Origin of the sequence: Acaryochloris marina S15, from assembly GCF_018336915.1 — a bacterium.
Classification (GTDB): domain Bacteria; phylum Cyanobacteriota; class Cyanobacteriia; order Thermosynechococcales; family Thermosynechococcaceae; genus Acaryochloris; species Acaryochloris marina_A.
The window spans coordinates 2,564,802-2,586,333 of sequence record NZ_CP064923.1 but is presented as its reverse complement, the minus strand read 5'-3'; the positions used below and the strand labels follow the sequence as shown (position 1 = coordinate 2,586,333).

Annotated in this window: 17 protein-coding genes and 4 pseudogenes; 10 read left to right on the top strand and 11 right to left on the bottom strand. The window is 46.1% G+C overall.

Translation table 11 applies throughout. The features are described from left to right. Positions 1–17: 17 nt before the first annotated feature. The 6 genes from I1H34_RS12375 to I1H34_RS12350 all read right to left on the bottom strand — a co-directional run bounded on the left by I1H34_RS12375 (position 18) and on the right by I1H34_RS12350 (position 3,359). A complete protein-coding gene (locus I1H34_RS12375) occupies positions 18–608 on the bottom strand; it encodes a hypothetical protein (RefSeq protein ID WP_212665885.1) in 591 nt (196 codons plus the stop codon). Positions 609–866: 258 nt separating this feature from the next. After that, positions 867–1,208 (bottom strand): type II toxin-antitoxin system HicB family antitoxin, encoded by a 342-nt coding sequence (locus I1H34_RS12370; RefSeq protein WP_212665884.1) that lies wholly within the window; start codon positions 1,206–1,208, stop codon positions 867–869. Then, positions 1,205–1,459: a type II toxin-antitoxin system HicA family toxin gene (locus tag I1H34_RS12365; protein ID WP_212665883.1), complete on the bottom strand. Its 255-nt coding sequence runs from the start codon at positions 1,457–1,459 to the stop codon at positions 1,205–1,207. The genes I1H34_RS12370 and I1H34_RS12365 overlap by 4 nt, the downstream gene beginning before the upstream one ends. A 68-nt stretch (positions 1,460–1,527) precedes the next feature. Then, entirely contained in the window at positions 1,528–2,184 is a 657-nt protein-coding gene (locus I1H34_RS12360; RefSeq protein WP_212665882.1) for a protein kinase family protein, read from the bottom strand. Then, positions 2,168–2,695, bottom strand: a complete 528-nt coding sequence (locus I1H34_RS12355) for a hypothetical protein (RefSeq protein ID WP_212665881.1) — start codon at positions 2,693–2,695, stop codon at positions 2,168–2,170. The genes I1H34_RS12360 and I1H34_RS12355 overlap by 17 nt, the downstream gene beginning before the upstream one ends. Positions 2,696–2,699: 4 nt before the next feature. After that, positions 2,700–3,359 carry a Uma2 family endonuclease gene (locus I1H34_RS12350; RefSeq protein ID WP_212665880.1) on the bottom strand — a complete coding sequence of 220 codons (660 nt, stop codon included), beginning with the start codon at positions 3,357–3,359 and terminating at the stop codon, positions 2,700–2,702. A gap of 375 nt (positions 3,360–3,734) precedes the next feature. On the opposite strand from I1H34_RS12350, the gene I1H34_RS12345 reads away from it, so the two are divergent. Further along, entirely contained in the window at positions 3,735–3,962 is a 228-nt protein-coding gene (locus I1H34_RS12345; RefSeq protein ID WP_212665879.1) for a hypothetical protein, read from the top strand. 110 nt (positions 3,963–4,072) lie between these two features. After that, positions 4,073–4,783 (top strand): IS6 family transposase, encoded by a 711-nt coding sequence (locus I1H34_RS12340; protein ID WP_212665847.1) that lies wholly within the window; start codon positions 4,073–4,075, stop codon positions 4,781–4,783. Positions 4,784–4,834: 51 nt separating this feature from the next. Here the strand turns inward: I1H34_RS12340 and I1H34_RS32155 are convergent. Further along, a pseudogene (locus I1H34_RS32155) lies at positions 4,835–5,388 on the bottom strand (IS1/IS1595 family N-terminal zinc-binding domain-containing protein); the annotation flags it as partial. Positions 5,389–5,454: 66 nt separating this feature from the next. On the opposite strand from I1H34_RS32155, the pseudogene I1H34_RS12325 reads away from it, so the two are divergent. After that, positions 5,455–5,859: pseudogene (locus I1H34_RS12325) on the top strand (reverse transcriptase/maturase family protein); the annotation flags it as partial. A 59-nt stretch (positions 5,860–5,918) separates the two neighbouring features. Next, positions 5,919–6,629, top strand: coding sequence for an IS6 family transposase (locus I1H34_RS12320; RefSeq protein ID WP_212665847.1), 711 nt, complete (start codon positions 5,919–5,921; stop codon positions 6,627–6,629). A gap of 886 nt (positions 6,630–7,515) precedes the next feature. Here I1H34_RS12320 and I1H34_RS12315 read toward each other — a convergent pair. Together I1H34_RS12315 and I1H34_RS12310 are read right to left on the bottom strand one after the other, a co-directional pair. Further along, complete coding sequence (locus tag I1H34_RS12315; RefSeq protein ID WP_212665875.1) at positions 7,516–7,752, bottom strand: hypothetical protein; 237 nt, start codon at positions 7,750–7,752, stop codon at positions 7,516–7,518. A gap of 244 nt (positions 7,753–7,996) precedes the next feature. Next, positions 7,997–8,716 carry a hypothetical protein gene (locus tag I1H34_RS12310; protein WP_249370061.1) on the bottom strand — a complete coding sequence of 240 codons (720 nt, stop codon included), beginning with the start codon at positions 8,714–8,716 and terminating at the stop codon, positions 7,997–7,999. Positions 8,717–8,887: 171 nt separating this feature from the next. Between I1H34_RS12310 and I1H34_RS12305 the strand changes: the two are divergent. Together I1H34_RS12305 and I1H34_RS12300 are read left to right on the top strand one after the other, a co-directional pair. Then, positions 8,888–9,680 (top strand): annotated as a pseudogene (locus I1H34_RS12305) (IS4 family transposase); the annotation flags it as partial. An 80-nt stretch (positions 9,681–9,760) separates the two neighbouring features. Then, a complete protein-coding gene (locus tag I1H34_RS12300) occupies positions 9,761–11,113 on the top strand; it encodes an ISKra4 family transposase (RefSeq protein ID WP_212665874.1) in 1,353 nt (450 codons plus the stop codon). A 36-nt stretch (positions 11,114–11,149) separates the two neighbouring features. Here I1H34_RS12300 and I1H34_RS12295 read toward each other — a convergent pair. Next, positions 11,150–11,712 (bottom strand): annotated as a pseudogene (locus I1H34_RS12295) (transposase); the annotation flags it as partial. Between the two features lie 173 nt (positions 11,713–11,885). On the opposite strand from I1H34_RS12295, the gene I1H34_RS12290 reads away from it, so the two are divergent. Both I1H34_RS12290 and I1H34_RS12285 read left to right on the top strand, forming a co-directional pair. Beyond that, positions 11,886–15,689: a hypothetical protein gene (locus I1H34_RS12290; RefSeq protein WP_212665873.1), complete on the top strand. Its 3,804-nt coding sequence runs from the start codon at positions 11,886–11,888 to the stop codon at positions 15,687–15,689. A gap of 183 nt (positions 15,690–15,872) precedes the next feature. After that, positions 15,873–17,744 carry an RNB domain-containing ribonuclease gene (locus I1H34_RS12285; protein ID WP_212665872.1) on the top strand — a complete coding sequence of 624 codons (1,872 nt, stop codon included), beginning with the start codon at positions 15,873–15,875 and terminating at the stop codon, positions 17,742–17,744. Positions 17,745–17,754: 10 nt separating this feature from the next. Here I1H34_RS12285 and I1H34_RS12280 read toward each other — a convergent pair whose 3' ends face one another. Beyond that, complete coding sequence (locus I1H34_RS12280; protein WP_212665871.1) at positions 17,755–17,958, bottom strand: hypothetical protein; 204 nt, start codon at positions 17,956–17,958, stop codon at positions 17,755–17,757. A gap of 117 nt (positions 17,959–18,075) precedes the next feature. Between I1H34_RS12280 and recA the strand changes: the two genes are divergently transcribed. Both recA and I1H34_RS12270 read left to right on the top strand, forming a co-directional pair. Continuing rightward, positions 18,076–19,152: a recombinase RecA gene (recA, locus tag I1H34_RS12275; protein ID WP_212665870.1), complete on the top strand. Its 1,077-nt coding sequence runs from the start codon at positions 18,076–18,078 to the stop codon at positions 19,150–19,152. A gap of 665 nt (positions 19,153–19,817) precedes the next feature. Beyond that, positions 19,818–21,299 (top strand): peroxidase family protein, encoded by a 1,482-nt coding sequence (locus tag I1H34_RS12270; RefSeq protein ID WP_249370059.1) that lies wholly within the window; start codon positions 19,818–19,820, stop codon positions 21,297–21,299. The last annotated feature ends 233 nt before the right edge of the window (positions 21,300–21,532 follow it).

The window sequence follows — 21,532 nt, the reverse complement described above, 5'->3', positions numbered from 1 at the left end:
TTACTTTCTTCTCGATTTTACAGCGGGAAGGGAGTAAGCTGATCCATCATCCAAAAGTTAACTGGGATGATCAGCAGTGTGGTCATCTGCAGCATCCGAGCTGTGAGCTGTAGCTGAAGGCGGCGCTCTAGTCCATAGGCCACAGCAGCGAAAACCAGGGTATAGGCTAGCAGCAAACTATACTGTCCTGCAGATGAAAAATACTGCCATTGGGTTGCGGCCAGCACCCCAGAGGATACCACCACCATAAAAACGCCCAACAGCAGCAACCACAAGACGCTCAGCTCTGCCATCAGGGATTGCAGAATTTGTGTCAGCCAGTCTGTCTTTTGCTGCTGAGGAGGGGAAGATATTTGTAGAGCTGGTACCTGAGGTGAGTCGCTAGATGAGGGAACGGTAGCCTCCAACCTGTTAACTTGATGAGTAACAGTTGTCTCTATGCTCTGTGAAGATACTAAGAGTTTGCAGGTCAGGTTTTGCTGGCAAAATTCTCGGACTTTGACATCAGAGATCAGTCCTCGCTGCAACCACACATCCAGCCCCTCCAATAGCGCAGGATGGTTTAACTGAATCTTCAGAGAAAGCTGAGCGGAACGGCTAGAGTCCATCGGTTTACTACATTCCTAAATGATTTCAGTAAGGCGCTAGCTCCCTGGTCTTTAACCATCGTCTAAGCAATGCCCTCATATATAAGACTATGCGGTGGTTGTCAGCCAAATACATGAGAGATCTTTGAAAACAAGAAAAGTTCTCAAGGAAATCTACTCGAAGCCTTTAATATTCAATTTTTTTGGCATACTTTCCTCTAGGTCAAGCCTGGTTCTTACAGATTCTGAGGTCTTATAAGATTGAAGTTATTTAGCCTTCTATTTTGATGGTTGTAGATAATTCTCCAACGCTTCAGTTACTAGCGTATTAAGATTAATCCCTCGTTGCTGAGCTGTGATCGCAGCCCGTCTATGAAGTTGAGTTCCAGGTCTAATATTGAAGCTTCCCTTAAAGGGACGTTCAGGCTCAATTTCGTTTTCAGCACAATCAGAATGGTATTCATCAACGGCTTCATGAAAAGCTGATTTTAGAGATTGAACGTCAGTACCTTCATAGCTAATTAAGCTGCGAATGAACTCAACCTTTCCAAAGAATACTTCATCCTCATCACTGAAATTAACGGAGCCAAAGTAGCCTTGGTATTCCATCATATTTTTCATAGCAGCCCCTCCTGTTCAAGAATGTCCATGACTTGTTCAATCTGATATTTCTTTAATATTTTTCGTGGATGGGGTTTATGAAGGCTGATCACAAGACCCTCTTCATTGATGAAACGTCTTCTAGAACCCCCCGTTTTGCCAGTCGATACTTCAGAAAATTGAAAAAAGGCAAGCAACACAACTAACTCGTCCCAGGTAAAGTCTTTGGGGCGGGTGAGAAAGCGTTTAATCAGCTTCTCTTTACGAGTCATATCAAAGACCAGAACTGATTATATTATCTTGGATCTTATGAATAACTGCAACTAGTTTTAGTTGCAAATCACTTAGTCAAACCCTGACTTATCCGAAGAGATTGACTATAGAATTCTCCCCGCTGTTCTACCCGAAAGCCACCTAACAACAAGCCGATCAGCACAGTAACGGGAGGCATCTCCAGCTCCCTCACCAGCTCTACAAACGACACGGCATCCTTGACCCCTTCCAAATACTCACAAATCGCACTAACCCATGCCCCCACATCTTCCACATGGCTGACCTTGAGAGCAACTGCTTCCCCAGACTCCAAATCATCGACAAAATCCAAGACAGCATCCTTACTAACTTCCCCCACGACAGACTCAACAGGAACCCCCGTGAACCCCTGACGACTCTTCCGTGACTTCGGCTGACGACACAGATCCGAGACATCCAGAAACATAGTCTGCTGAACCATCCCAGCCAAGAAGTCCTCATCCAAAACTGGACCTTCAGAGTTGTATCTGTCTTCCCACCCCTGAATCATTAGCTCTGCCCGCTGAAAACAGACCTCAGCCATATCCTTGATCGCATCCCCAGCCACTCGGAGCTGTTCATGGGGAGAACGGCCCTGTAGATGTTGCTCTAGTGAGGCACACATCAGGGAAATATCAGCTTGCTCTGGTTCGTCTAAAGCAGAGGCTAGCGCACTGGCGAAATCAAGCTCAAGCTGAGTGAACATAGCGCTTATCCTTTAGTGGACATTCTGCAATTTCACACTCGGTCGGTTCCATGCGAATCGGGGGTTCAAATTCCGTGATGCCATACCGATCGCCCAGCACCTTCAGCACCTCCTTCAAATACCGATTCACTTGGGTATTCGTCATCCCCATACAGTGGACGGCTTCAACTGCCGCTAGCTTCTCACTCCCTTGCCAGACACTGATCGCTAGGGCATGGAGGTGGGCATCCTTGGGCTTTTCTTTGTAAAGATAGAGCAAAGCCACGGGTGGGGCCAGTACGGGAATCGAGAAGGTTTCAGTGGTTTTATCTGGGGTTATTTTTGCTTTCTGGTCAGCGTATTCTCCCCGACGTTTAGCATTGCTTTCTTTGCGGTGGCGGTAGTGATTTCGTTTGCGATCGCAGGCATTATCCTTCCAACAGCCATCACCTTGGGGACCATGCACTCGTTTGGCTTCAGCCCTGGAATAATCCAGACAGGCTAAGCATTTGGGGTTAGGGGGTAGCGGCATAGCATCATGACTGAGGAAAATGGGATGCAATCCAAGTCGAAAGTTGGCGTAACGCTTGGGCTTCGCCCAAAGTCTTACAGTTATTGAGGTATTCGTAGAACAATGACTTATTAACCCAAGGAAGACTCAGGCTCTGTTCAACTTCCTGGTATTCCCCATCCTGGAGTTGGAGAATGGTTAATGTTTGGCCATCGAAGCGCCAAAACTCGGGGACACCAAACTTGGCATACAGATGGTTCTTATCAATATCCGTATGGGTAATGTCCACTTCCAGCACTAAATCAGGCGGGGGATCTTTTTCAAGATCGACTTCCCGACCTCGGACTTTAGATTCATTTTGAATATAGAAACACTTATCAGGTTCAGCTCCCTTTTGTAGCTCCTTTCGGCGCAAGGTCGTAGATGCCATACTTTTGAGATCAAAGCCACTATCTACCACCAACCTTCTAATAAAGGCTCCAATGATATCACTGGGGTTTTCATGGGCTTCTAGCGGAACCATAAATTCAAGGACTCCCTCGTTGTAGTGCAAGCGAACGGCTCGATATTCGCCGAAGGCATCCAGAATTTTTTCATAGGTGTCCCAAGCAATATTATTCAACGTCAGGCGCTGCTCAGCGGGCATCGACTCTTTGGTTTCGGCAACAGGTAGCTGAGTTTGCATCGTCTCCAGACTCCTGGATATTTACTCTCCTCGACATAGCAAGTGAAACATATGTGGGGAGAGAATTGTACAGTCCTAGGATACCATACCATTATTTCGTGTAATTTTTCGTGTAATACAGATTTTAGTCAAAAATCTGGAATAAGAATCACAGATCTAATATAGTGATCTTGAAGTTCGTTCTCTGTGGTGTAATTTATGTCGCGTTTTGCTCAAATTTCCGACATCCCAACCGTCCGTCTCATAGAGTTCGGCACGGAAAAATCAGAGGAGAGCATAGATCGAGATATTACAAGACAATAAAAATGCCTACTTGTGAGCTTATCAATAAATGTTGACAGGCTTGTTTATGTAGAGATCTAATAAAATGAGAACATGGCTACATCTAAAACCGATTTCAACTACCATGAACTTGAGTTTGATACAGTCACTCTAGAGAATAAAAAACTCAAAAAAGAACATAAATCAGTGAAGTATTTTGTTGAAGAATTAGATGCAACAACTTCACTAGAAATGATTTATATACCTGGTGGCACCTTCATGATGGGGGCATCTGAAGAAGATGGTTATGAAGGGCGTATGCAAAGAGTCGGGGAAGCATAGGCCAAAAAAAAACGGGTCAAGGACAATAGATTCGGTAGTGTCGCAAAAATAGAGTGTTGACCGATAGACAGTGGTAAATTGAGAGGCTCTGTTCCTTTTCTCTCCCATCAATGAAAACTACTGATCTGTTCAAATGGCGTCATTACCAATCTGAGATCATCCTGCTCAATGTTCGTTGGTATTGCCGTTATCCCCTCAGCTATAGAAATTTAGAAGAGATGATGATAGAGAGGGGCTTAGAGGTGGATCACAGCACCATCAATCGGTGGGTTCTCAAATATTCTCCTGAGCTAGACAAGCGCTGTCGTCGGCATCTCAAGCCTACCAATGATTCTTGGAGAGTTGATGAAACTTACATCAAAATCCGTAAAAAGTGGCGATACCTATATCGAGCCGTAGACTCTGATGGCTACACCCTCGACTTTTTACTCACAGCAAAGCGGGATGCTAAGGCTGCGAAGCGCTTTCTGACTAAAGCACTGAATGCCGTTCATACCCATGAACCTCGGGTGATCAATGTGGACAAGAATCCAGCATATCCTCCTGCTGTTGAGCAGTTACAGGAAGAGGAACGTATCCCTGAAGGAGTAAAAGTACGGCAGGTAAAATACCTCAATAATATAGTGGAGCAAGATCATCGTGGCATTAAAAGTCTCGTGAACCCTGGTATGGGATTTGGATCGTTTAACTCGGCTAGACGAACCTTAAAAGGGTATGAAGCGATGAACATGATCCGTAAAGGTCAGATCAAAAATGTGGGCAAAGATGATGTGGTAGGACAGATCTCTTTTATCAATCAAATCTTCGGATTAGCTGCATAGTCTCGGATAGAAATCTGAGGAGTTTTGTAACTGGAAGCATTTTTTGCGACACAACCCTCTTTCGTACCCCCCCCAATCGTCGCTATTCCAGTCCTTGCAATCGGTCTTACCTTCAGTGCTAGTCACCAGTTCATTCAATAATGAATCGGTGTGCTTGCCCACACGACACGAGAGGATCACGCCGCTTGTGTTTGCCAAGGTAATCGCCATCCAACAATCACCCATCTCTAGCTCATGGGGAAGACAGTGTTTTTGCTTTTTTTCACAAAGGACCACATTTCATCTGCACTGACATCCTCCGTTTCAACGGCTTGCACTTGGCCATTATGGAGTTGCTGAGATCGTTGGCTAGCAGCTCTTACTAGAGAGACTACAGTGTTGTAAGCCAGGCCACTGGTCCGAGTGATACCTCGAAGACTACTCCCTTCTGCATGGGCTTGGAGAACTTGTCGGACCTGCTCTGGACTCACCTGACGACGATAGTAAAGGGTATCAAAGCGTTCAGTAAAGGTCTGCTGGCACTCAGGACAACGGTATCGTTGAAGCATGTTGGGCATCTTGCCATGCTTGTGTGCTTTGGAATGACCGCATAGTGGGCATTGCATGGGTAGGTTAGAAGCTGAGCTGAGCCTCTAGTATACTCAACCCACAATTACTTGAGGCACGACCGGAAAAAGGAAAAACGAGGACTCGGAATCCCGACAATTAAGGAAAGAGCAAAACAAACGCTCATCAAAATGGCCCTAGAGCCAGAGTGGGAAGCCCGTTTTGCATCAAACTCATATGGCTTTAGACCAGGTAGAAGTTGTCATGACGCAATAGAAGCAATCCGAACATGCATCAAACAAAAATCGAAGTATGTTTTAGATGCGGACATTTGCAAATGTTTTGACAAAATATCCCATTCCAAGCTGTTGGAAAAACTAAATACCTTTCCAATCTTTAAACGCCAGATTAAGGCGTGGCTAAAAGCTGGAGTCATAGACTTTAGTAAATGGGCAGAAAGGAAGGGAGTACAGAAGACAACAGAAGGTGTTCCACAAGGAGGTAGTATTTCAGGTAGTGTCGCAAAAATAGAGTGTTGACCGATAGACAGTGGTAAATTGAGAGGCTCTGTTCCTTTTCTCTCCCATCAATGAAAACTACTGATCTGTTCAAATGGCGTCATTACCAATCTGAGATCATCCTGCTCAATGTTCGTTGGTATTGCCGTTATCCCCTCAGCTATAGAAATTTAGAAGAGATGATGATAGAGAGGGGCTTAGAGGTGGATCACAGCACCATCAATCGGTGGGTTCTCAAATATTCTCCTGAGCTAGACAAGCGCTGTCGTCGGCATCTCAAGCCTACCAATGATTCTTGGAGAGTTGATGAAACTTACATCAAAATCCGTAAAAAGTGGCGATACCTATATCGAGCCGTAGACTCTGATGGCTACACCCTCGACTTTTTACTCACAGCAAAGCGGGATGCTAAGGCTGCGAAGCGCTTTCTGACTAAAGCACTGAATGCCGTTCATACCCATGAACCTCGGGTGATCAATGTGGACAAGAATCCAGCATATCCTCCTGCTGTTGAGCAGTTACAGGAAGAGGAACGTATCCCTGAAGGAGTAAAAGTACGGCAGGTAAAATACCTCAATAATATAGTGGAGCAAGATCATCGTGGCATTAAAAGTCTCGTGAACCCTGGTATGGGATTTGGATCGTTTAACTCGGCTAGACGAACCTTAAAAGGGTATGAAGCGATGAACATGATCCGTAAAGGTCAGATCAAAAATGTGGGCAAAGATGATGTGGTAGGACAGATCTCTTTTATCAATCAAATCTTCGGATTAGCTGCATAGTCTCGGATAGAAATCTGAGGAGTTTTGTAACTGGAAGCATTTTTTGCGACACAACCCTTCAGGGCACTGTTTTGTTAAGGCGTGATAGGGATATCAAACCTAAATCTAGAAAGACTTCTAGGAGTTTTTGCTTAAAATAGCTAGAACACTGCTCTCTTAAGGAGTTTCGCGGGCTTATCACTCCTTAAGAGAGTAGTGCCGAACTCTAATGGTTGAAACTCAAGGGTATTCATAAGAAATAGCAAGTCAGACTCTAGACACCTAGGGTTCCCAGACTAACCAGCAGATAATTGCAGTGAATATTTTGTTCAGAAAGGGTTAAATCTTTTCCAGGTAGCCTTCATAGTCAGAAGAAGTTCAACATATTGTGAAATCAAGGTTAACTTATCTATAGTTTGTTAAGAACTAGCTGTACACTATTTTCATAATTAGAGTTTTATGCATCTACCTGTTTTACTTACGTCAATTTAGGCTTGTGATGGCCTATTTATAACAATTGACGCTTTAGTTTTCCAGTACTTTCTTGTGCCCTTTTTAGGCTAGGAATAAGCAGATAAATTCTAAGATAAATGCTAGTGCTTAATTTACGACTCGTTACCTAATTCTCCCTTAACGAATCACTTGAGTAGGCTGTGTCTGAGAAAGACACAGCTAGTTTCGCTCTCTTCTGTTGCTAGCACTCTCCAGGCAATAATCTATATCGTGTGAATGATGACCAAAACAACTGCTCTGATCCATCAAATATCTAGACTGACTTGGTTCTTTGCAGTCTTGTTCGTTATCTTTTCAGGGCTGTTTTTGAGTCTCTACGGTTTTATTCGCTGGCGGTTTTGCATAGATGGAGTGTTATGTACTTTGCTCTTTCACCCTATCCATTTCTAGTGAATCAGCCTGCTAGTGAACCATGATGAAGTTGTTGTGATTCAGCAATATCACGAATCAGCATCATGTGATCATATAAATAGCTTTCAGCGGCTGCTCGTTCGTCTGTTTTCAGACTTTTATTTTGTTCTAGGTGAGACAGCACCCAGCTCACCAAACCTGAATCATCCAGTCTTTCTAGGGAGTACTGAGGAATCTCTTCAATCATTTGCCAGAGTTGGCGGAGAAGGGGAGGTGACATTAAAGTTAAACCGCCTAATACTATTGGTGCTTGTACATTGACTGCCATACATCTTACTTTCATCTTTTTTTAATGATGTACGGCAATCTTGATCTTAAGGTCCGGTTTTAGTTTTGTGGGTGAAGTACAAACATCTTCACGGCAAAGCTCCTACGACTCCTCCAAGTAATACTTTTTATTGCAAAAAGAAACCTCTCAATCGCTGCCGGATCAAGAGGTTGAAAGGTTTGCCAATGGCACTTAATTAGAGGCCAGGTGCCATCACTGCGGCCTGCTTCTGTTCCTCTTTTTGCTGTGCTTTCTGCTGGGGTCGCTGTTGCTGGGCCACTCTAGCCTGAGCGGTCTTCACGGTGCGGGCAATGACCTTCTCTGCCACTGATTCCCCTTTGTCTGCTTTCAGACCTTGGAAGTGAGCAGACTGACCCACCATCGCCCGCACTTCCTTGGGCTTAAGGCCATCCTTTAAGGCGTTATCTGCCGCTAGCTTGACTCCTTTCAAGCCAGGTGAAACATTCGCCCCATACTTAGACCACAGACCTTCAGCAGGATTATTCGGAACCTCAACCTTGGCCGCTTGATTAGACTGCTGTTGAACTTGCCCCTTCGTTTCCATTTCAGCACTCAGAGATTGCTTGGCTAAACCCATCGGGTTATGCAATATCCGACCGTCTTTGATATTAAGCAAGACTTTATTGCCTTGCTTAATCACCAAATTCCCCCCAAAGGCTGCGGGGTCTTCCAAGGCTTGCTGTAAGGCGTCTCGTTGAGAGTCTGTAATCGAGGTGGATGGATCTGGGGCACCGTTCTTCATTTTGAAGATATCAATGCCATCCATCTTGATATACAGCCGATCCACGTTCATATTGCCAGCGGCTAGCTTGTCCACTAAGCCCAATACATAATCCTCTGCCTCTTGAGAGGATTCAGAACGAATCGGATTCACAACATTAGCAGCCGTTTCCACTGCGGCCTCAAAGACATTGGCCTGTCTGCCATTCTCAGAGGGCTGATAGTTAATCTCGGGCTGGGTGCCGTTCGATTCGGCTTGAGCCGCAGCAGCGACATTCTGTTGAGGTTGTTCCCCAACTTGAGTTCAATGTCACTGACTTAAGAAAGTAGAAAAGGGCTGCAAGTCTTGATAGATATAGAATCAAGACTTGCAATCCATCAATAATCTGCCTTCTACTATGTCTCAGTCAGCCGAAATTCTCAAGCATCAGTTTTCCCAAAGCCTGGGATTGCCCTGGACGGATATTCTTCCTGCTTCAATGCTGACCGACATCCTAGCAGAGGAATCAATCTCCTATCGCAACCGTGTGTATACGCCCATCGTTACGTTGTGGGCCATGCTCTACCAAGCATTATCTGCAGACAAAAGCTTGCGCAACACAGTCAAATGCATCACCACCTGGCTCACTGCCGCAGGACTCCAACCCCCATCATCAGATACAGGAGCCTACAGTAAAGCCCGAGGAAGATTACCTGAGTCCCTGCTGCAACGGTTAATTCCCGAAACTGCTAATCACATAGAGCAAAGCATTCCCCAAGAACACCACTGGTGTAATCGAACAGTGAAAGTCTATGACGGCACGACAGTGCTGATGGCTGATAGTGTGGCGAACCAAGGGGAGTATCCTCAACATGGCAATCAGGCTCCTGGCTGTGGATTCCCCATTGCCCGTTTAGTGGTGTTTTTTTGCTTAATCACAGGGGCAGTGGTCTCAGCCTGCATTGCCCCCTGGAGCATGAGTGAAATCGTCATCAGTCGGCTGCTTTATGAGGATCTGGAGGTTGATGATGTGGCCATAGCAGATCAAGCCTATGGCAGCTATGTTGATCTAGCCCTGATTCAACAACAAGGAGCCGATGGGGTTTTACGTAAACATCATGCCCGTCATACAGACTTCCGTAAAGGACGTAAGAACGGGAGAAAGCGTAATTTTTGTACATTATTCAAGTTTTTAGTGTTACTCTATCTCTTGCAGAGGTTCGAGAGTAACGGTGAGAGATGGACTACGAATTTAGAGTGATTGTGGAGAAAGTTTCGGTTACCACTCAGGAAGTCGTTAAACGAGACACTCTAAAAATCTATGACATCAAGCAACCAGAATCTATTCTAGATCTAGGATTGCGTCACGAAGAACAAATCTCTCTGCTTTCCAAAGTCCAAAGTGCTCTGTTATCCGAACAATCTACCCTCATCGATACTGGAGTTACGCAGTGCATCAAATGTGGTGGGAAAATAGGCAAGCTTGGTTTTCAACCATCTACATTCCATGCCGTCTTCAGCGATCATAAACTCCGTATCCAAAAACATCGGTGCAAGAATCCTGAGTGTCGATGGCAAAGTATGCCATCGGTGTTGAGCGTCTTTGGCACAGATACTCATCCTGACTTAGTAAAACTGCAATGTGAGAATGGTGCCTTGCATAGCTATCGAGAAGCTCAGGATAATATGGAGCGGCTGAATGCTCAGCGCCGGAGTGTGAATAACCATGTCCAAATCAAAAACGTGACCAATCAAGTCGGTGAGCGTTTATCTCAAGCGAACACTACCCCTCCAGATCAAGAAGAGTTACCCACCCCGGCAGCAGAACTCATTGCTCAAGTCGATGGGGGTCATATTCCTACCAAAGATAAAGACAAGCGCAGTTTTGAAGCCTTATCTGGCATCGTTTATCGTCCTAGTGCCATTGAAGTAGTTGATAAACATCATCGCCAAATTACGGAAAAGACTTGTGTTGTTTCCGCCTTAGAGGATGAGTTGCAAACCATCAAGACCTATCTGCATCATGCGGCACTTAAACAAGGGATGACAGAAGAGACACAGGTCACTGCCTTGGCCGATGGTGCTAGCAACTGCTGGTCAGTCATCTCAGTTCTTGAGCTTCATTGCAAAGCATTAGAGCTGATCTTGGACTGGTTTCATATCGGCAAGAAATTCCGAAATGTCAGCAATGCACTGGGTGAAACCTTTGCAGAATCCCTCGATAGTGCGAAGGGGAGTTTATGGCATGGAAAAGTAGATGATGCTCTGCAGAAGATTGCCATGCTTCGAGACAACATTTCAGATGAGAAGAAGCAAACAAAGCTCAAAGGCTTATACGATTACTTAAAGAATAACAGTGAATATCTTGTCAATTATGACGAGCGAGATAAAGCGGGGCTAGCTTATACCAGTCAAGTTGCAGAATCTCATATTGACACCCTCATTAATGCTCGCCATAAAAAGAAGCAGAAGATGCAATGGACTCGGGTAGGTGCCCATAATGTCTTGCAAATCAGGGCGAGTATGATCAGTAATGAATGGAGTGATAATTGGCTAGATTTAGTTCTTCCTGAAGAAGAAAAAGCTGCTTGAGAATTAGGCTTTTAATGTAGGATATTTACGCTTACTGAGCTGCTTTCCTCTCAAAGCTGCAATCATATTGACTCGTCCACTTCTGCTACCAGACTTTAAAGCATAGACCCGCTCACCTTTGGGACCATAGCCATAGTCATACTCATCTCGATTGTCCATCCCTGACTCGTCAGCATAGACGATATCGTCTGGGTCTACTGTTGTTAACTTTTGGACGAACTCAGCCCGTTTGTGCTCATCGCGTTGGCGGTAGCCATAGGTCTTTTTTTTCGAGTAAATCCAATATTCTTCAGCGCTCTTGAAATAGTACGCTCACTGATTTGCCCCTCCCACAACTCGGCCATCTGAGCTTGGGTTTTATAGCGATGTTCTTGAGCAAAAGCTCGAAACTTATCCCAGTCTGTGATTTTGTGGCTATGGCCAAGGTGTTGTCTAGGGATGGGATGAAGATCACCTGTTTCTGCTTTGAGACGTTGCCATAGATTAATGGTGTTACGACTGATATGAAAGGTGTCACTCGCTTCTGAGGGAGGCATGCCATCAAGTTCAATAGCATCGATCACTTTGCAACGTAAATCGTAGCTGTAGATTTTAGGCATCCATTGAAAGACATAACAGTATCTCTAGTTTATTATGTCCTGAATAAAATGGCGCTTGCTATATTTGGCTGACAACCACCGCATAGTCTTATATATGAGGGCATTGCTTAGACGATGGTTAAAGACCAGGGAGCTAGCGCCTTACTGAAATCATTTAGGAATGTAGTAAACCGATGGACTCTAGCCGTTCCGCTCAGCTTTCTCTGAAGATTCAGTTAAACCATCCTGCGCTATTGGAGGGGCTGGATGTGTGGTTGCAGCGAGGACTGATCTCTGATGTCAAAGTCCGAGAATTTTGCCAGCAAAACCTGACCTGCAAACTCTTAGTATCTTCACAGAGCATAGAGACAACTGTTACTCATCAAGTTAACAGGTTGGAGGCTACCGTTCCCTCATCTAACGACTCACCTCAGGTACCAGCTCTACAAATATCTTCCCCTCCTCAGCAGCAAAAGACAGACTGGCTGACACAAATTCTGCAATCCCTGATGGCAGAGCTGAGCGTCTTGTGGTTGCTGCTGTTGGGCGTTTTTATGGTGGTGGTATCCTCTGGGGTGCTGGCCGCAACCCAATGGCAGTATTTTTCATCTGCAGGACAGTATAGTTTGCTGCTAGCCTATACCCTGGTTTTCGCTGCTGTGGCCTATGGACTAGAGCGCCGCCCTCAGCTACAGCTCACAGCTCGGATGCTGCAGATGACCACACTGCTGATCATCCCAGTTAACTTTTGGATGATGGATCAGCTTAACCTCTTCCGTAGCGGAGGGGGCTGGTCGGTGGCGGTACTCTCCGCCCTCACCCTCACAGGGATTTTGACGGTAATGTTGCGCTTGAGCCGAGGATCTCTTTCATCCTCCATAACCCGAATTGCCAGCATCAACATCGTGGGATTGAGCTGGCTGCACTGGGGATGGGGGCAGCCAGGCTGGCCCTGGTTTGCCACCTATAGTGGTGTACTCACAACCTGTATAGCCCTTGCCTATGAAGACTACACTCAGGGAAGCGATCTCACTTCTGAGGAAACCGAAGACTCATTACAACCACACCTGGGATGGCTACAGCTAAGCCGAATTGCTCTGATGGGTGGTCTACTGCTGCTGTTGTTCAGGGCTATTGCGGTAGCTCAGATCCCATTTTCACAATTGAGCTTAGCAATTGCTCTATGTGGCTGGTTGTTGTGCTGGTTATTTCGCCGCTCTCTCCAGCCCTGGTTCTGGGTAGGGGTAGGACTGCTGATCATAGGTCGTTTGGCATCACTATCAGTACCTGGGCAGACTTTAGCGATTAGTGGTCTCGCCCTGTGGATTTTTGGGGAACGCCTCTGGTATCGGTTACAGAGCGTGGATTTGATCTGTCTCTTTTTCATCGGCCTCCAAACATTTTGGCCCCTAACTCATCTTGTATCGGTAGGTCTAAGGCAGCAGGTGGTCACAACAGCGATTGAGTGGGCATCTACCGATGTGGGCATGCCTACCGTTCTTTGGGGAATCGGGTTATTTCCCTACTGTCTTTTGACCTTCTGGTTAGGGGCCAAATTGCGGCAGCTGTCATCAGGTCAATTGACTGAGGTTGCAGAAAGCTTAGCACTGGGGTTGGGATTAGTTTTGACGCTCCTCAGCTTCATTAATCCCTTAACTCGATCACTCAACCTGATTGTGTCAGCTCTTACGCTCGGCTGGATCGTTCCTCGACGGCCCCAAGCTTGTCCGTTTTTACTCTACTTGACTCAAGTAGCAGGTCTTTCAGCTCTCTTCGCGAGCATTGCTTTTTGTTTTCCTCGCCTCGACCTCACAGTCTGGGCCAGTATCTGCCTAGGAGCCATGATTACTGAGTGGCTTATGAGCGGTTGGTTCGGGACAGTGAGATGGCAGAAAAGTGCTTGGGATCTAGGTTTAAGCTTGGCTGCAGTCAGCTATGTTCTCTGGAGCAGTCAAACTCAGATTTGGCAGGTGTTATGGCTAATGACACCCTTAATGCTGACCGTTTTGGGAAGCCGGACCGGTTTTCAGCAGAGAACATTGGCAGCAGGTCTAGGCATGGCCACGTTGGTGATTGCTCAGACCCTCATTTTCACCTGGACTACTCCTCGTCTTTTAGGGTTGTTGGGCAGCACCGTGCTCATGTTCTTCAATACCCGAACGCTTAAGCATCCGCTTGCGGGAGGTTTGACCGTTGGCTTTGGCCTCAGCTTTATCTACGCTGCTCTCTGGGAACTTTGGCAGGGACAAGTTCCTCTAGGGCTATTCTTAAACTGGATCGCCCTGACGGCTCTGCTGCTTTGGTTTCTGCACAGCGAGTTGCAGCGATGCAGGCTGGGACGTTGGTATACCAAAGCTCTAAGTGGATGGGCCTGGGGACTCAATACTCTCAATCTGTTGGGGATGAGCCTCTGCTTAGGCTTGCTTTACAGCGGCTGGGAGGCAATTGGCCCTAGCCCTCAATATCTAGTAGGAGCAACGGGGCTAGCGACAATTGCCATCACCTATCATAGTTGGCGAAATCCATCGCAGATCAGCCAGTTTCAGATTGCTGGGGGCCTAGAGATTTTGACGGCCAGCCTACTGCTCTTGGGAAACAGTTCGATCGTAGAATTAGGGATGGCTAACCTAGCCCTAGGAATCCTAAGTCTCGGTCTAGGTGCGTTGCGGATGAAACAGACTGAGCGACCATACCAGGTCAGCGAACAGCTCATTCCGCTCTTCTATGGCAGCTTAGGTTGGATATTTGGCCACAGCAGCTTTACCGCCGCCACTGGTTTCTTTACCCTAGTATTCTGCTTAATCGCCATTGGCATCAGCCGGCGGCAGGCTAACTTCAAAGGCGCAACCTTCTTAGCCATTGCTGGTCTAAGCTGGGGAGCCTGTGAGCTTTTGATTTACCAACTGCTGCAGGCGATCGGGGGACGGGTAGCAGATGGCTATCTTATGTTTGCGGCCCTGGCCACAGTCATTGCTTGTAGTGAATATATCTTGGCACCTTGGCTGGCCCGCTTTGTGAAGCTTTCAGTAAAAGAATTACAGATGATTGCCAATCTCCACTGGATCGTAGCCAGCGGTTTGGCTTCCTTGGCGTTGGTCGCTGGATTAAGTTCTGGCATGGAGGCGTTGTGGATTGGGATGACTACTGGCTTAAGCAGCTATGCCTTTATCCACGGACGTAAGCGCGAGGACTGGATCTACGCGGGTATTCTAGAGGCGAGTGTGGCACTAGGCTATGGGCTTTATCTTACGGTTCCCCTGCTGTTATTGCAGCACTGGGGGGCAGCAATGGCCTGCCTCTTAGCCGCTGGCTTTTATCAACTGCCTTGGTCTATGTGGGGCTGGTCTAAACGACCCTGGCGACGGACGGCCCTAGTCTTACCTCTGGGGGCAACTTTAACCACTGCAAATGCAGTTCTGATTCCCACTCTGCTGACTGTAGGAGCATTTTATGCCTGGATAGCGATGCAGGAACGGCAACCCCGATTCAGCTATATCAGCTTATGCTTGGCAGACTGGGCCATCTGGCGGCTTATTGGACTTTACCAGCTCCAAGGACCATTTCCGATCGCCTGTCTTGTCGGAGGTTCTCTCCTATATCTAGCCCAGCTCGATCCTATCTTTAATGCAGACACTGCCCGCAACCAGCGCCATTCACTGCGGATGCTGGCCACGGGCTTGATGTGCTTAAGTGCGCTATCTGAATCCGATGCTCAATTGCTGTGGGGATTTGCAGCTGCGGGCTTCTGCTTACTGTTGATTTTGGCTGGTCTAATCCTTCGGGTACGAGCTTTTGCCTATGTGGGTAGCTTATTTTTCGTCCTTAAGGTGGTGCGTCAGTTCTGGCTATTCGTTGCCGATCAGTCTTTCTTGCTGTGGGCCATCGGGATTGTTGTGGGGCTGCTGTTTATTTGGGTGGCAGCGACCTTTGAAGCTCGTCGATCTCATATGACAGCACTCCTAAACTATTGGGTTGATGAACTGAGATCATGGGCTTAATGGCTGAGGAAAAGGGGGATTCGACAAAGTTATAGAGGTCGCATGGCACTTCGTTGCAGCTTCATTACCTTTAGGCCAGTTCCCAAGAGGCCAAGGCAATAATTTTCAATAGAATAGAGTGTGGCACACAGATTCATATACAAGCCGCTAAAGTGTATTGAGCAATCCAACCCTTCAGCCAAGATGCCTCGACAACCCTTCTCTAAGCCCGTTCTTGAAGAAGCAGAGACCATTACCCTACCCACCTCCATTAATCAACGCCCACAAGTTCCAGGGATCACCATTGATGGAGCCCATTCCCGAGACCTGGATGATGCCATCTGGATTGAAGAGAAAGATAACCTCACGACCCTTTCCGTTCATATCGCTGACGTCTCGGAACTCGTCCAACCTGGCACCCTCATCGACCAAGAAGCCAGGACCCGGATTCAAACCTTATATTTTCGGCATAACAATAAACCGATGCTGCCCAGGTGTTTATCCGAAGATAAACTCAGTCTCCTAGAACAGCAGCTTAGACCCACAATCACCCTAGAGATCACTCTGAATCAATCCGCTGAAATTCAGCACATTGAAGTGTATGAATCCCAGCTGATCAGCCATAAACGCTTCACCTATGAACAAGCAGATGAAGCCCTCTTAGATATCAGTCTTCCTGACTCCATCTTTTTGTATCGATGTTGGCAATGGGCTGAGCAGCTCTATCAAAGACGAATGCAATCCAAGAACTTTGATGGACTCACCCTACCGGAAGGGTACTACCTAGATGAAAACGGTACTCTTTTGTCTACAGACTTCACCCGCTATCAGAGCTATCTGATTATTCAAGAGTTTATGATTCTGGCCAATACAGCCATTGCCCAATGGCTAGTCCAGCACAACATCCCCGCCATTTACCGGAATCATACCCATCGCGCCATTGGCCCTGAACAAACCCATCAGTTTGAGGCCCTCGTTAATGCCCAATCTGAAGAAGATATTCGCCGCGTTCTGATGGGTTGGCTCAATCCTGCAGTATATGGACCTGAGCCCAACGGTCACTTTGCCTTAAACCTGTCTGCCTATTGCCACTTTACGTCTCCCATTCGTCGTTACCCAGACTTGATCAACCACCGCATGGTCAAAGCTCACCTCCAAGAGCAGACCTTGTCCTATTCCCCAGAAGACATATGCGAGCTGTCCCTACACATTGAAGCCACCCTGCAAGTCCAAGAAGAAGCTCAAAAAAACTATTACAAAGCCCAGCAGCGACAACTCTATGAATCTCAACTGCAATCACCCGAGGTCATTGAACAGCTGCCAACACGAGAGTTTTCTCTCCTGCTCCGATTCGCTCTAGAAGATGGTCAGGGAGAAAAGCTTAAAGCTGAAGCCACCACTCGCTTACTATCTGGGAACGTAACCGTTGAGGATTTGTTTGTCTTGCTTTTGTTGGGTGATGACCTGCAGTTACAAGAACAGGTCTTGGGTTACTTAGCAGAACATCTCCATGATGCTGCGAGCATTGTCAGTATTGCTCTCAATCAAATGGAAGTCTGGGAAAGTTCTGCTTATGTGGAAGGCAATCAAGAATCCTCCTTTATGATCTGGTTAGAGATTCTGGTTGACCAACAGATGTTGACGACAACTCAACCGGGTATCTCCATGAACAAAATGGGGGCAAGACATCAGGCTTGTTTAGCTTGGCTCAAGGCCTATAAGAACGGTACCTTAGTCCATCCAGAGCAGAGAGAAGCTCCTCCTATCCCCCAACCGACGACACCTAAGCCTCCAGCTGTCCTCACTAAACTTAAACAGTACCAGGAAGGGCATAATTGTTTGAGTCTGCTCATGGAGTTGTGCCAGGGCTTTCAGTGGCCACAGCCAGGATTTGAGATTTCAGAGCATGAACAAGGTTTTCTTTGTGAATGTCGTCTCAAGGTTGAAGAGAATGAAATGGTTGGCAGCGGTATAGCCTCTAGTAAAAAGACGGCAAAGCATAGAGCTGCGAGACAGATTGTGGAGGAACTCCAGACAACCTTAGTCCAAGACAAATCCTTGGTTGCATCTTGCTGATCAAATAGCCCTATTCCACTTCCAAGGAATGTTCAACTAAAAACCGGCCTGCTGATAACGCCACTAAGTTATTCTCGTAGAATTCCCCATCAGTGTGAACCTGTCTTTCTGGAGTGATGACCCAACATTGATAGCCCCACTCTAAATCGAGAGAGACTCCGACGAGCCAGCCACCAGGGAATCCTACTAATTCAGAAAGCATATCTGTTGCCATTGCAACCTCACCGTTTGGAGGTAAAACATGAACAAAGGTATCTTATTGACACTATCTTAGTACAGAATTACTATATTGGTCTAGCACCCCAAAATTGCCCCCTTTGGAGATCCCCGAATGAGCGCTAAAAATGACATGACTGAGAAGCAAAAAGCCCTCGACTTGGTGATGAAAAACGTTGAAAAGACGTTTGGCAAAGGGGCGATCATGCGACTGGGAGATGCCACTCGTATGCAGGTCGAGACCATCTCGAGTGGGGCATTAACCCTGGACCTCGCTTTAGGGGGTGGGCTTCCTAGAGGACGTGTCATTGAAATATATGGACCTGAAAGTTCGGGAAAAACAACGGTAGCCCTCCATGCGATCTCTCAGATCCAAAAGACTGGAGGTGTCGCGGCTTTTGTCGATGCAGAACATGCTCTTGATCCAGTTTATGCAGCAGCCTTGGGTGTCGATGTATCAGAGCTGCTTGTGAGTCAGCCTGATTCTGGGGAGATGGCTTTAGAAATTGTGGATCAGCTAGTTCGTTCTAGTGCGGTTGATCTGGTGGTGATTGACTCTGTTGCTGCTCTCACTCCTAGAGCTGAAATCGAGGGAGATATGGGTGATTCCCATATGGGCTTACAGGCTCGGTTGATGAGTCAAGCCCTGCGTAAGATTACAAGCAACATTGCCAAGTCAGGCAGCACCGTCATCTTCCTCAACCAACTTCGTCAGAAGATTGGGGTCACCTATGGTAACCCTGAGGTGACCACGGGAGGTAACGCCCTCAAGTTCTATGCATCTGTTCGCTTGGATATTCGTCGGATTCAAACTTTGAAAAAAGGGACTGACATGTATGGCATCCGAGCAAAGGTCAAGGTAGCAAAGAACAAGGTTGCTCCTCCCTTTCGGATTGCAGAGTTTGACATCCTATTTGGTCAAGGGATTTCAACAATGGGTTGCCTTGTGGATATGGCGGAAGAGAAGGATATCATTGTCCGTAAAGGAGCTTGGTATAGCTATGACGGTAGCAATATAGGCCAGGGGCGGGAGAATACCATTCAATATTTCCTAGATAATCCAGAGTTTGCTCAAGATGTAGAACAACAGGTGCGTCAAAAGCTTGATCTTAGTGGGGAAGAAGCATCAGCCGATTCGGTTACAACTTATGAGATAGAAGAAGCTGATTCAACGGGAAGTGACATAGCTTAAGAACGAAGCTTCCTTTTCCATAGGGAGTATATTGCTATAAATAAAGATTCCTCACAAATCTGATGGGGAAATACTGATTTTAATTCTTCGAGTATTGGGGGCAGAAAAAGCTCAAAATATTCTATTCACAGATAATTGAATCAGATTTAGTGGCGGGCAATTTCGAGGGGTTCGTAAATCTAATCGGCTAAGAATAATGGAAACGGCCTAAAATAGAACAACACTTTTTGCTAAACCAAAATCTCTGGAACACCTTTTAATTAAGTCTTTCAAGAGTTCTTTCTGAAATAAAATTGTCACCTAAACAGCTAAGGTATTGGACAGTGCAAAATAGACAGACACATCGTCCGCAAATAGCCCTGAATTAAATTTACATATCAATTCATATGCTAAACGGTGACTGTCCCATAAGTTGTTAGATAGATAGAGATGAAAGTAATTACCAAAGAGATTGCCTAAATTTTGTTAGTAAGAATAGGAGAACCGTGTTGAGAAATACCTCCAATGATGGATTTATGAATCGGTTAGAACTGTTCTTGCTAACCAATTTTTCATTAATATGGCGATTGATTCAGCGCTGTCCAGTGCTTACACGTTGGGCCAATCGCTTTTTAACCAATCTCACCGTGTATAAAGTTGCGACCCGGCCCTATCCGTTTAGTCTAATGACTCTGGAAGAATATGTTCCAGATACATTTAAATATGATCCATGCACAAAAGAACTGATTCCAGACATCCCAGAAAGACCTAAAAAGATAGACACTTATACGTCTTGGGATTCGTTAAGCGATCGCACTTATAGCAGTCGCCACCTCCCACCTAAACCCGAGCTCAATCAAGATCCAGCCTTACCCACCCCAGAAGACCTATCTGATCTTTTTCGCAAACAAGATGGCGAAACGATTTACTCAGAGAAGTCAACGCTACTATTTCCCTACTGGGCACAGTGGTTTACCGATGGCTTTTTACGAACAGATCGGAGGAATCGGTTAAAAAATACTTCTAACCACCTAATTGACCTAGCACCCGTTTATGGACTGAATCGAAAAACAACTCATTTATTGAGGAAGTTTGAAGGCGGTAAGCTCAAAAGCCAGTGGATAAACGACGAAGAATATCCTCTCTTTGTCTATGAAGATGCGAGAAATAACATCTTTAAAGAAGAATTTAAGGGTCTGTATGAACCACTAAATGACGAGCGCAGGCAGTTTCCTGAGAAAAAGGAAAAGATGTTTGCCATGGGTGTAGAAAGGGCCAACGTGCAAATTGGCTACGTGATGCTCAACGTTATTTGTTTACGGGAGCACAACAGAATCTGTGACATGCTAGCTAGGGCCAAGTCTAGCTCGGATTGGGATGATGAGCGACTGTTTCAAACAGCGAGAAATATCTTAATCGTGACGATTATGAAAATCGTCATCGAAGATTATGTAAACCACATTACGCCTTACCATTTCAACGTGATTCTTGATCCACAATCATTTCCCAATGAGAAATGGTACCGTCAAAACTGGATGTCGATTGAGTTTAACTTTGTGTATCGTTGGCACAGCTCCTTGCCAGAGACCATACAGTACAATGGCACAGCTAAAAATACTAAAGAAACACTCTGGAATAATCAGCTGATTCTAGATAGTGACATCGGAACGCTCTTACAGGAAACATCGGCCCAACCCGCTAGCAAAATAGGCCTGTTTAATACGCCTGAATTTTTAATTGGACCAGCTGAAGTCCCAACCATTGAGCTTAGCCGTAAAGTGCAACTGGCGAGCTACAACGACTATCGATATGCATATAAGTTTCCCAGAGTGACACAATTTGATCAAATTACAGGGAACCCCCGAACACAGGAATTATTACAACAGCTGTACGGAGATGTCGATAAAGTAGAGCTATACGTGGGGCTATTCGCAGAAGATACGCCAAGTAATTCACTATTGGGGCCACTGGCGACCCGTGTCATTGCAATTGATGCTCTAACCCACGTACTCACCAGTCCACTGCTGGCCGAAAATATATACAATAAGCACACTTTCTCTCCTGTTGGCTGGGAGATTATTCATGAAACTAAAACGCTTTCAGATTTGGTCAACCGCAACGTCTTATCAAAAGGTGGCGAACCACTTAATATCAGCTTCTATATTTAGTGATGTGTCCAGGCCAATCCTTGATCAACTCATCATCTTCATAGAGTGCCCCCAGTAGTTCCCAATTCTCAACCATTGCTGCAAAGTCAGGGTAAGGATCCTGAACGAGACCACTCAGATGGATAGCACAGACAAGAAAGCCTTTAGTGAGGTACCCACTGAAGCGATCTCAGTGTTGGCAAGTCTGCTATTTCCAAGCTGCTATTGCTTCCTCGCAGCCAAAAATAGTTTCT

Bases quoted from the DNA above. Each gene is read 5' to 3' on its own strand.
- I1H34_RS12370 (WP_212665884.1), bottom strand. From the start codon at position 1,208: ATGAAAAATATGATGGAATACCAAGGCTACTTTGGCTCCGTTAATTTC.
- I1H34_RS12365 (WP_212665883.1), bottom strand. From the start codon at position 1,459: ATGACTCGTAAAGAGAAGCTGATTAAACGCTTTCTCACCCGCCCCAAA.
- recA (WP_212665870.1), top strand. From the start codon at position 18,076: ATGAGCGCTAAAAATGACATGACTGAGAAGCAAAAAGCCCTCGACTTG.
- I1H34_RS12270 (WP_249370059.1), top strand. From the start codon at position 19,818: ATGACTCTGGAAGAATATGTTCCAGATACATTTAAATATGATCCATGC.
- I1H34_RS12320 (WP_212665847.1), top strand. From the start codon at position 5,919: ATGAAAACTACTGATCTGTTCAAATGGCGTCATTACCAATCTGAGATC.
- I1H34_RS12300 (WP_212665874.1), top strand. From the start codon at position 9,761: ATGGACTACGAATTTAGAGTGATTGTGGAGAAAGTTTCGGTTACCACT.
- I1H34_RS12375 (WP_212665885.1), bottom strand. From the start codon at position 608: ATGGACTCTAGCCGTTCCGCTCAGCTTTCTCTGAAGATTCAGTTAAAC.
- I1H34_RS12355 (WP_212665881.1), bottom strand. From the start codon at position 2,695: ATGCCGCTACCCCCTAACCCCAAATGCTTAGCCTGTCTGGATTATTCC.
- I1H34_RS12345 (WP_212665879.1), top strand. From the start codon at position 3,735: ATGGCTACATCTAAAACCGATTTCAACTACCATGAACTTGAGTTTGAT.
- I1H34_RS12340 (WP_212665847.1), top strand. From the start codon at position 4,073: ATGAAAACTACTGATCTGTTCAAATGGCGTCATTACCAATCTGAGATC.
- I1H34_RS12360 (WP_212665882.1), bottom strand. From the start codon at position 2,184: ATGTTCACTCAGCTTGAGCTTGATTTCGCCAGTGCGCTAGCCTCTGCT.
- I1H34_RS12285 (WP_212665872.1), top strand. From the start codon at position 15,873: ATGCCTCGACAACCCTTCTCTAAGCCCGTTCTTGAAGAAGCAGAGACC.
- I1H34_RS12315 (WP_212665875.1), bottom strand. From the start codon at position 7,752: ATGTCACCTCCCCTTCTCCGCCAACTCTGGCAAATGATTGAAGAGATT.
- I1H34_RS12290 (WP_212665873.1), top strand. From the start codon at position 11,886: ATGGACTCTAGCCGTTCCGCTCAGCTTTCTCTGAAGATTCAGTTAAAC.
- I1H34_RS12280 (WP_212665871.1), bottom strand. From the start codon at position 17,958: ATGGCAACAGATATGCTTTCTGAATTAGTAGGATTCCCTGGTGGCTGG.
- I1H34_RS12350 (WP_212665880.1), bottom strand. From the start codon at position 3,359: ATGCAAACTCAGCTACCTGTTGCCGAAACCAAAGAGTCGATGCCCGCT.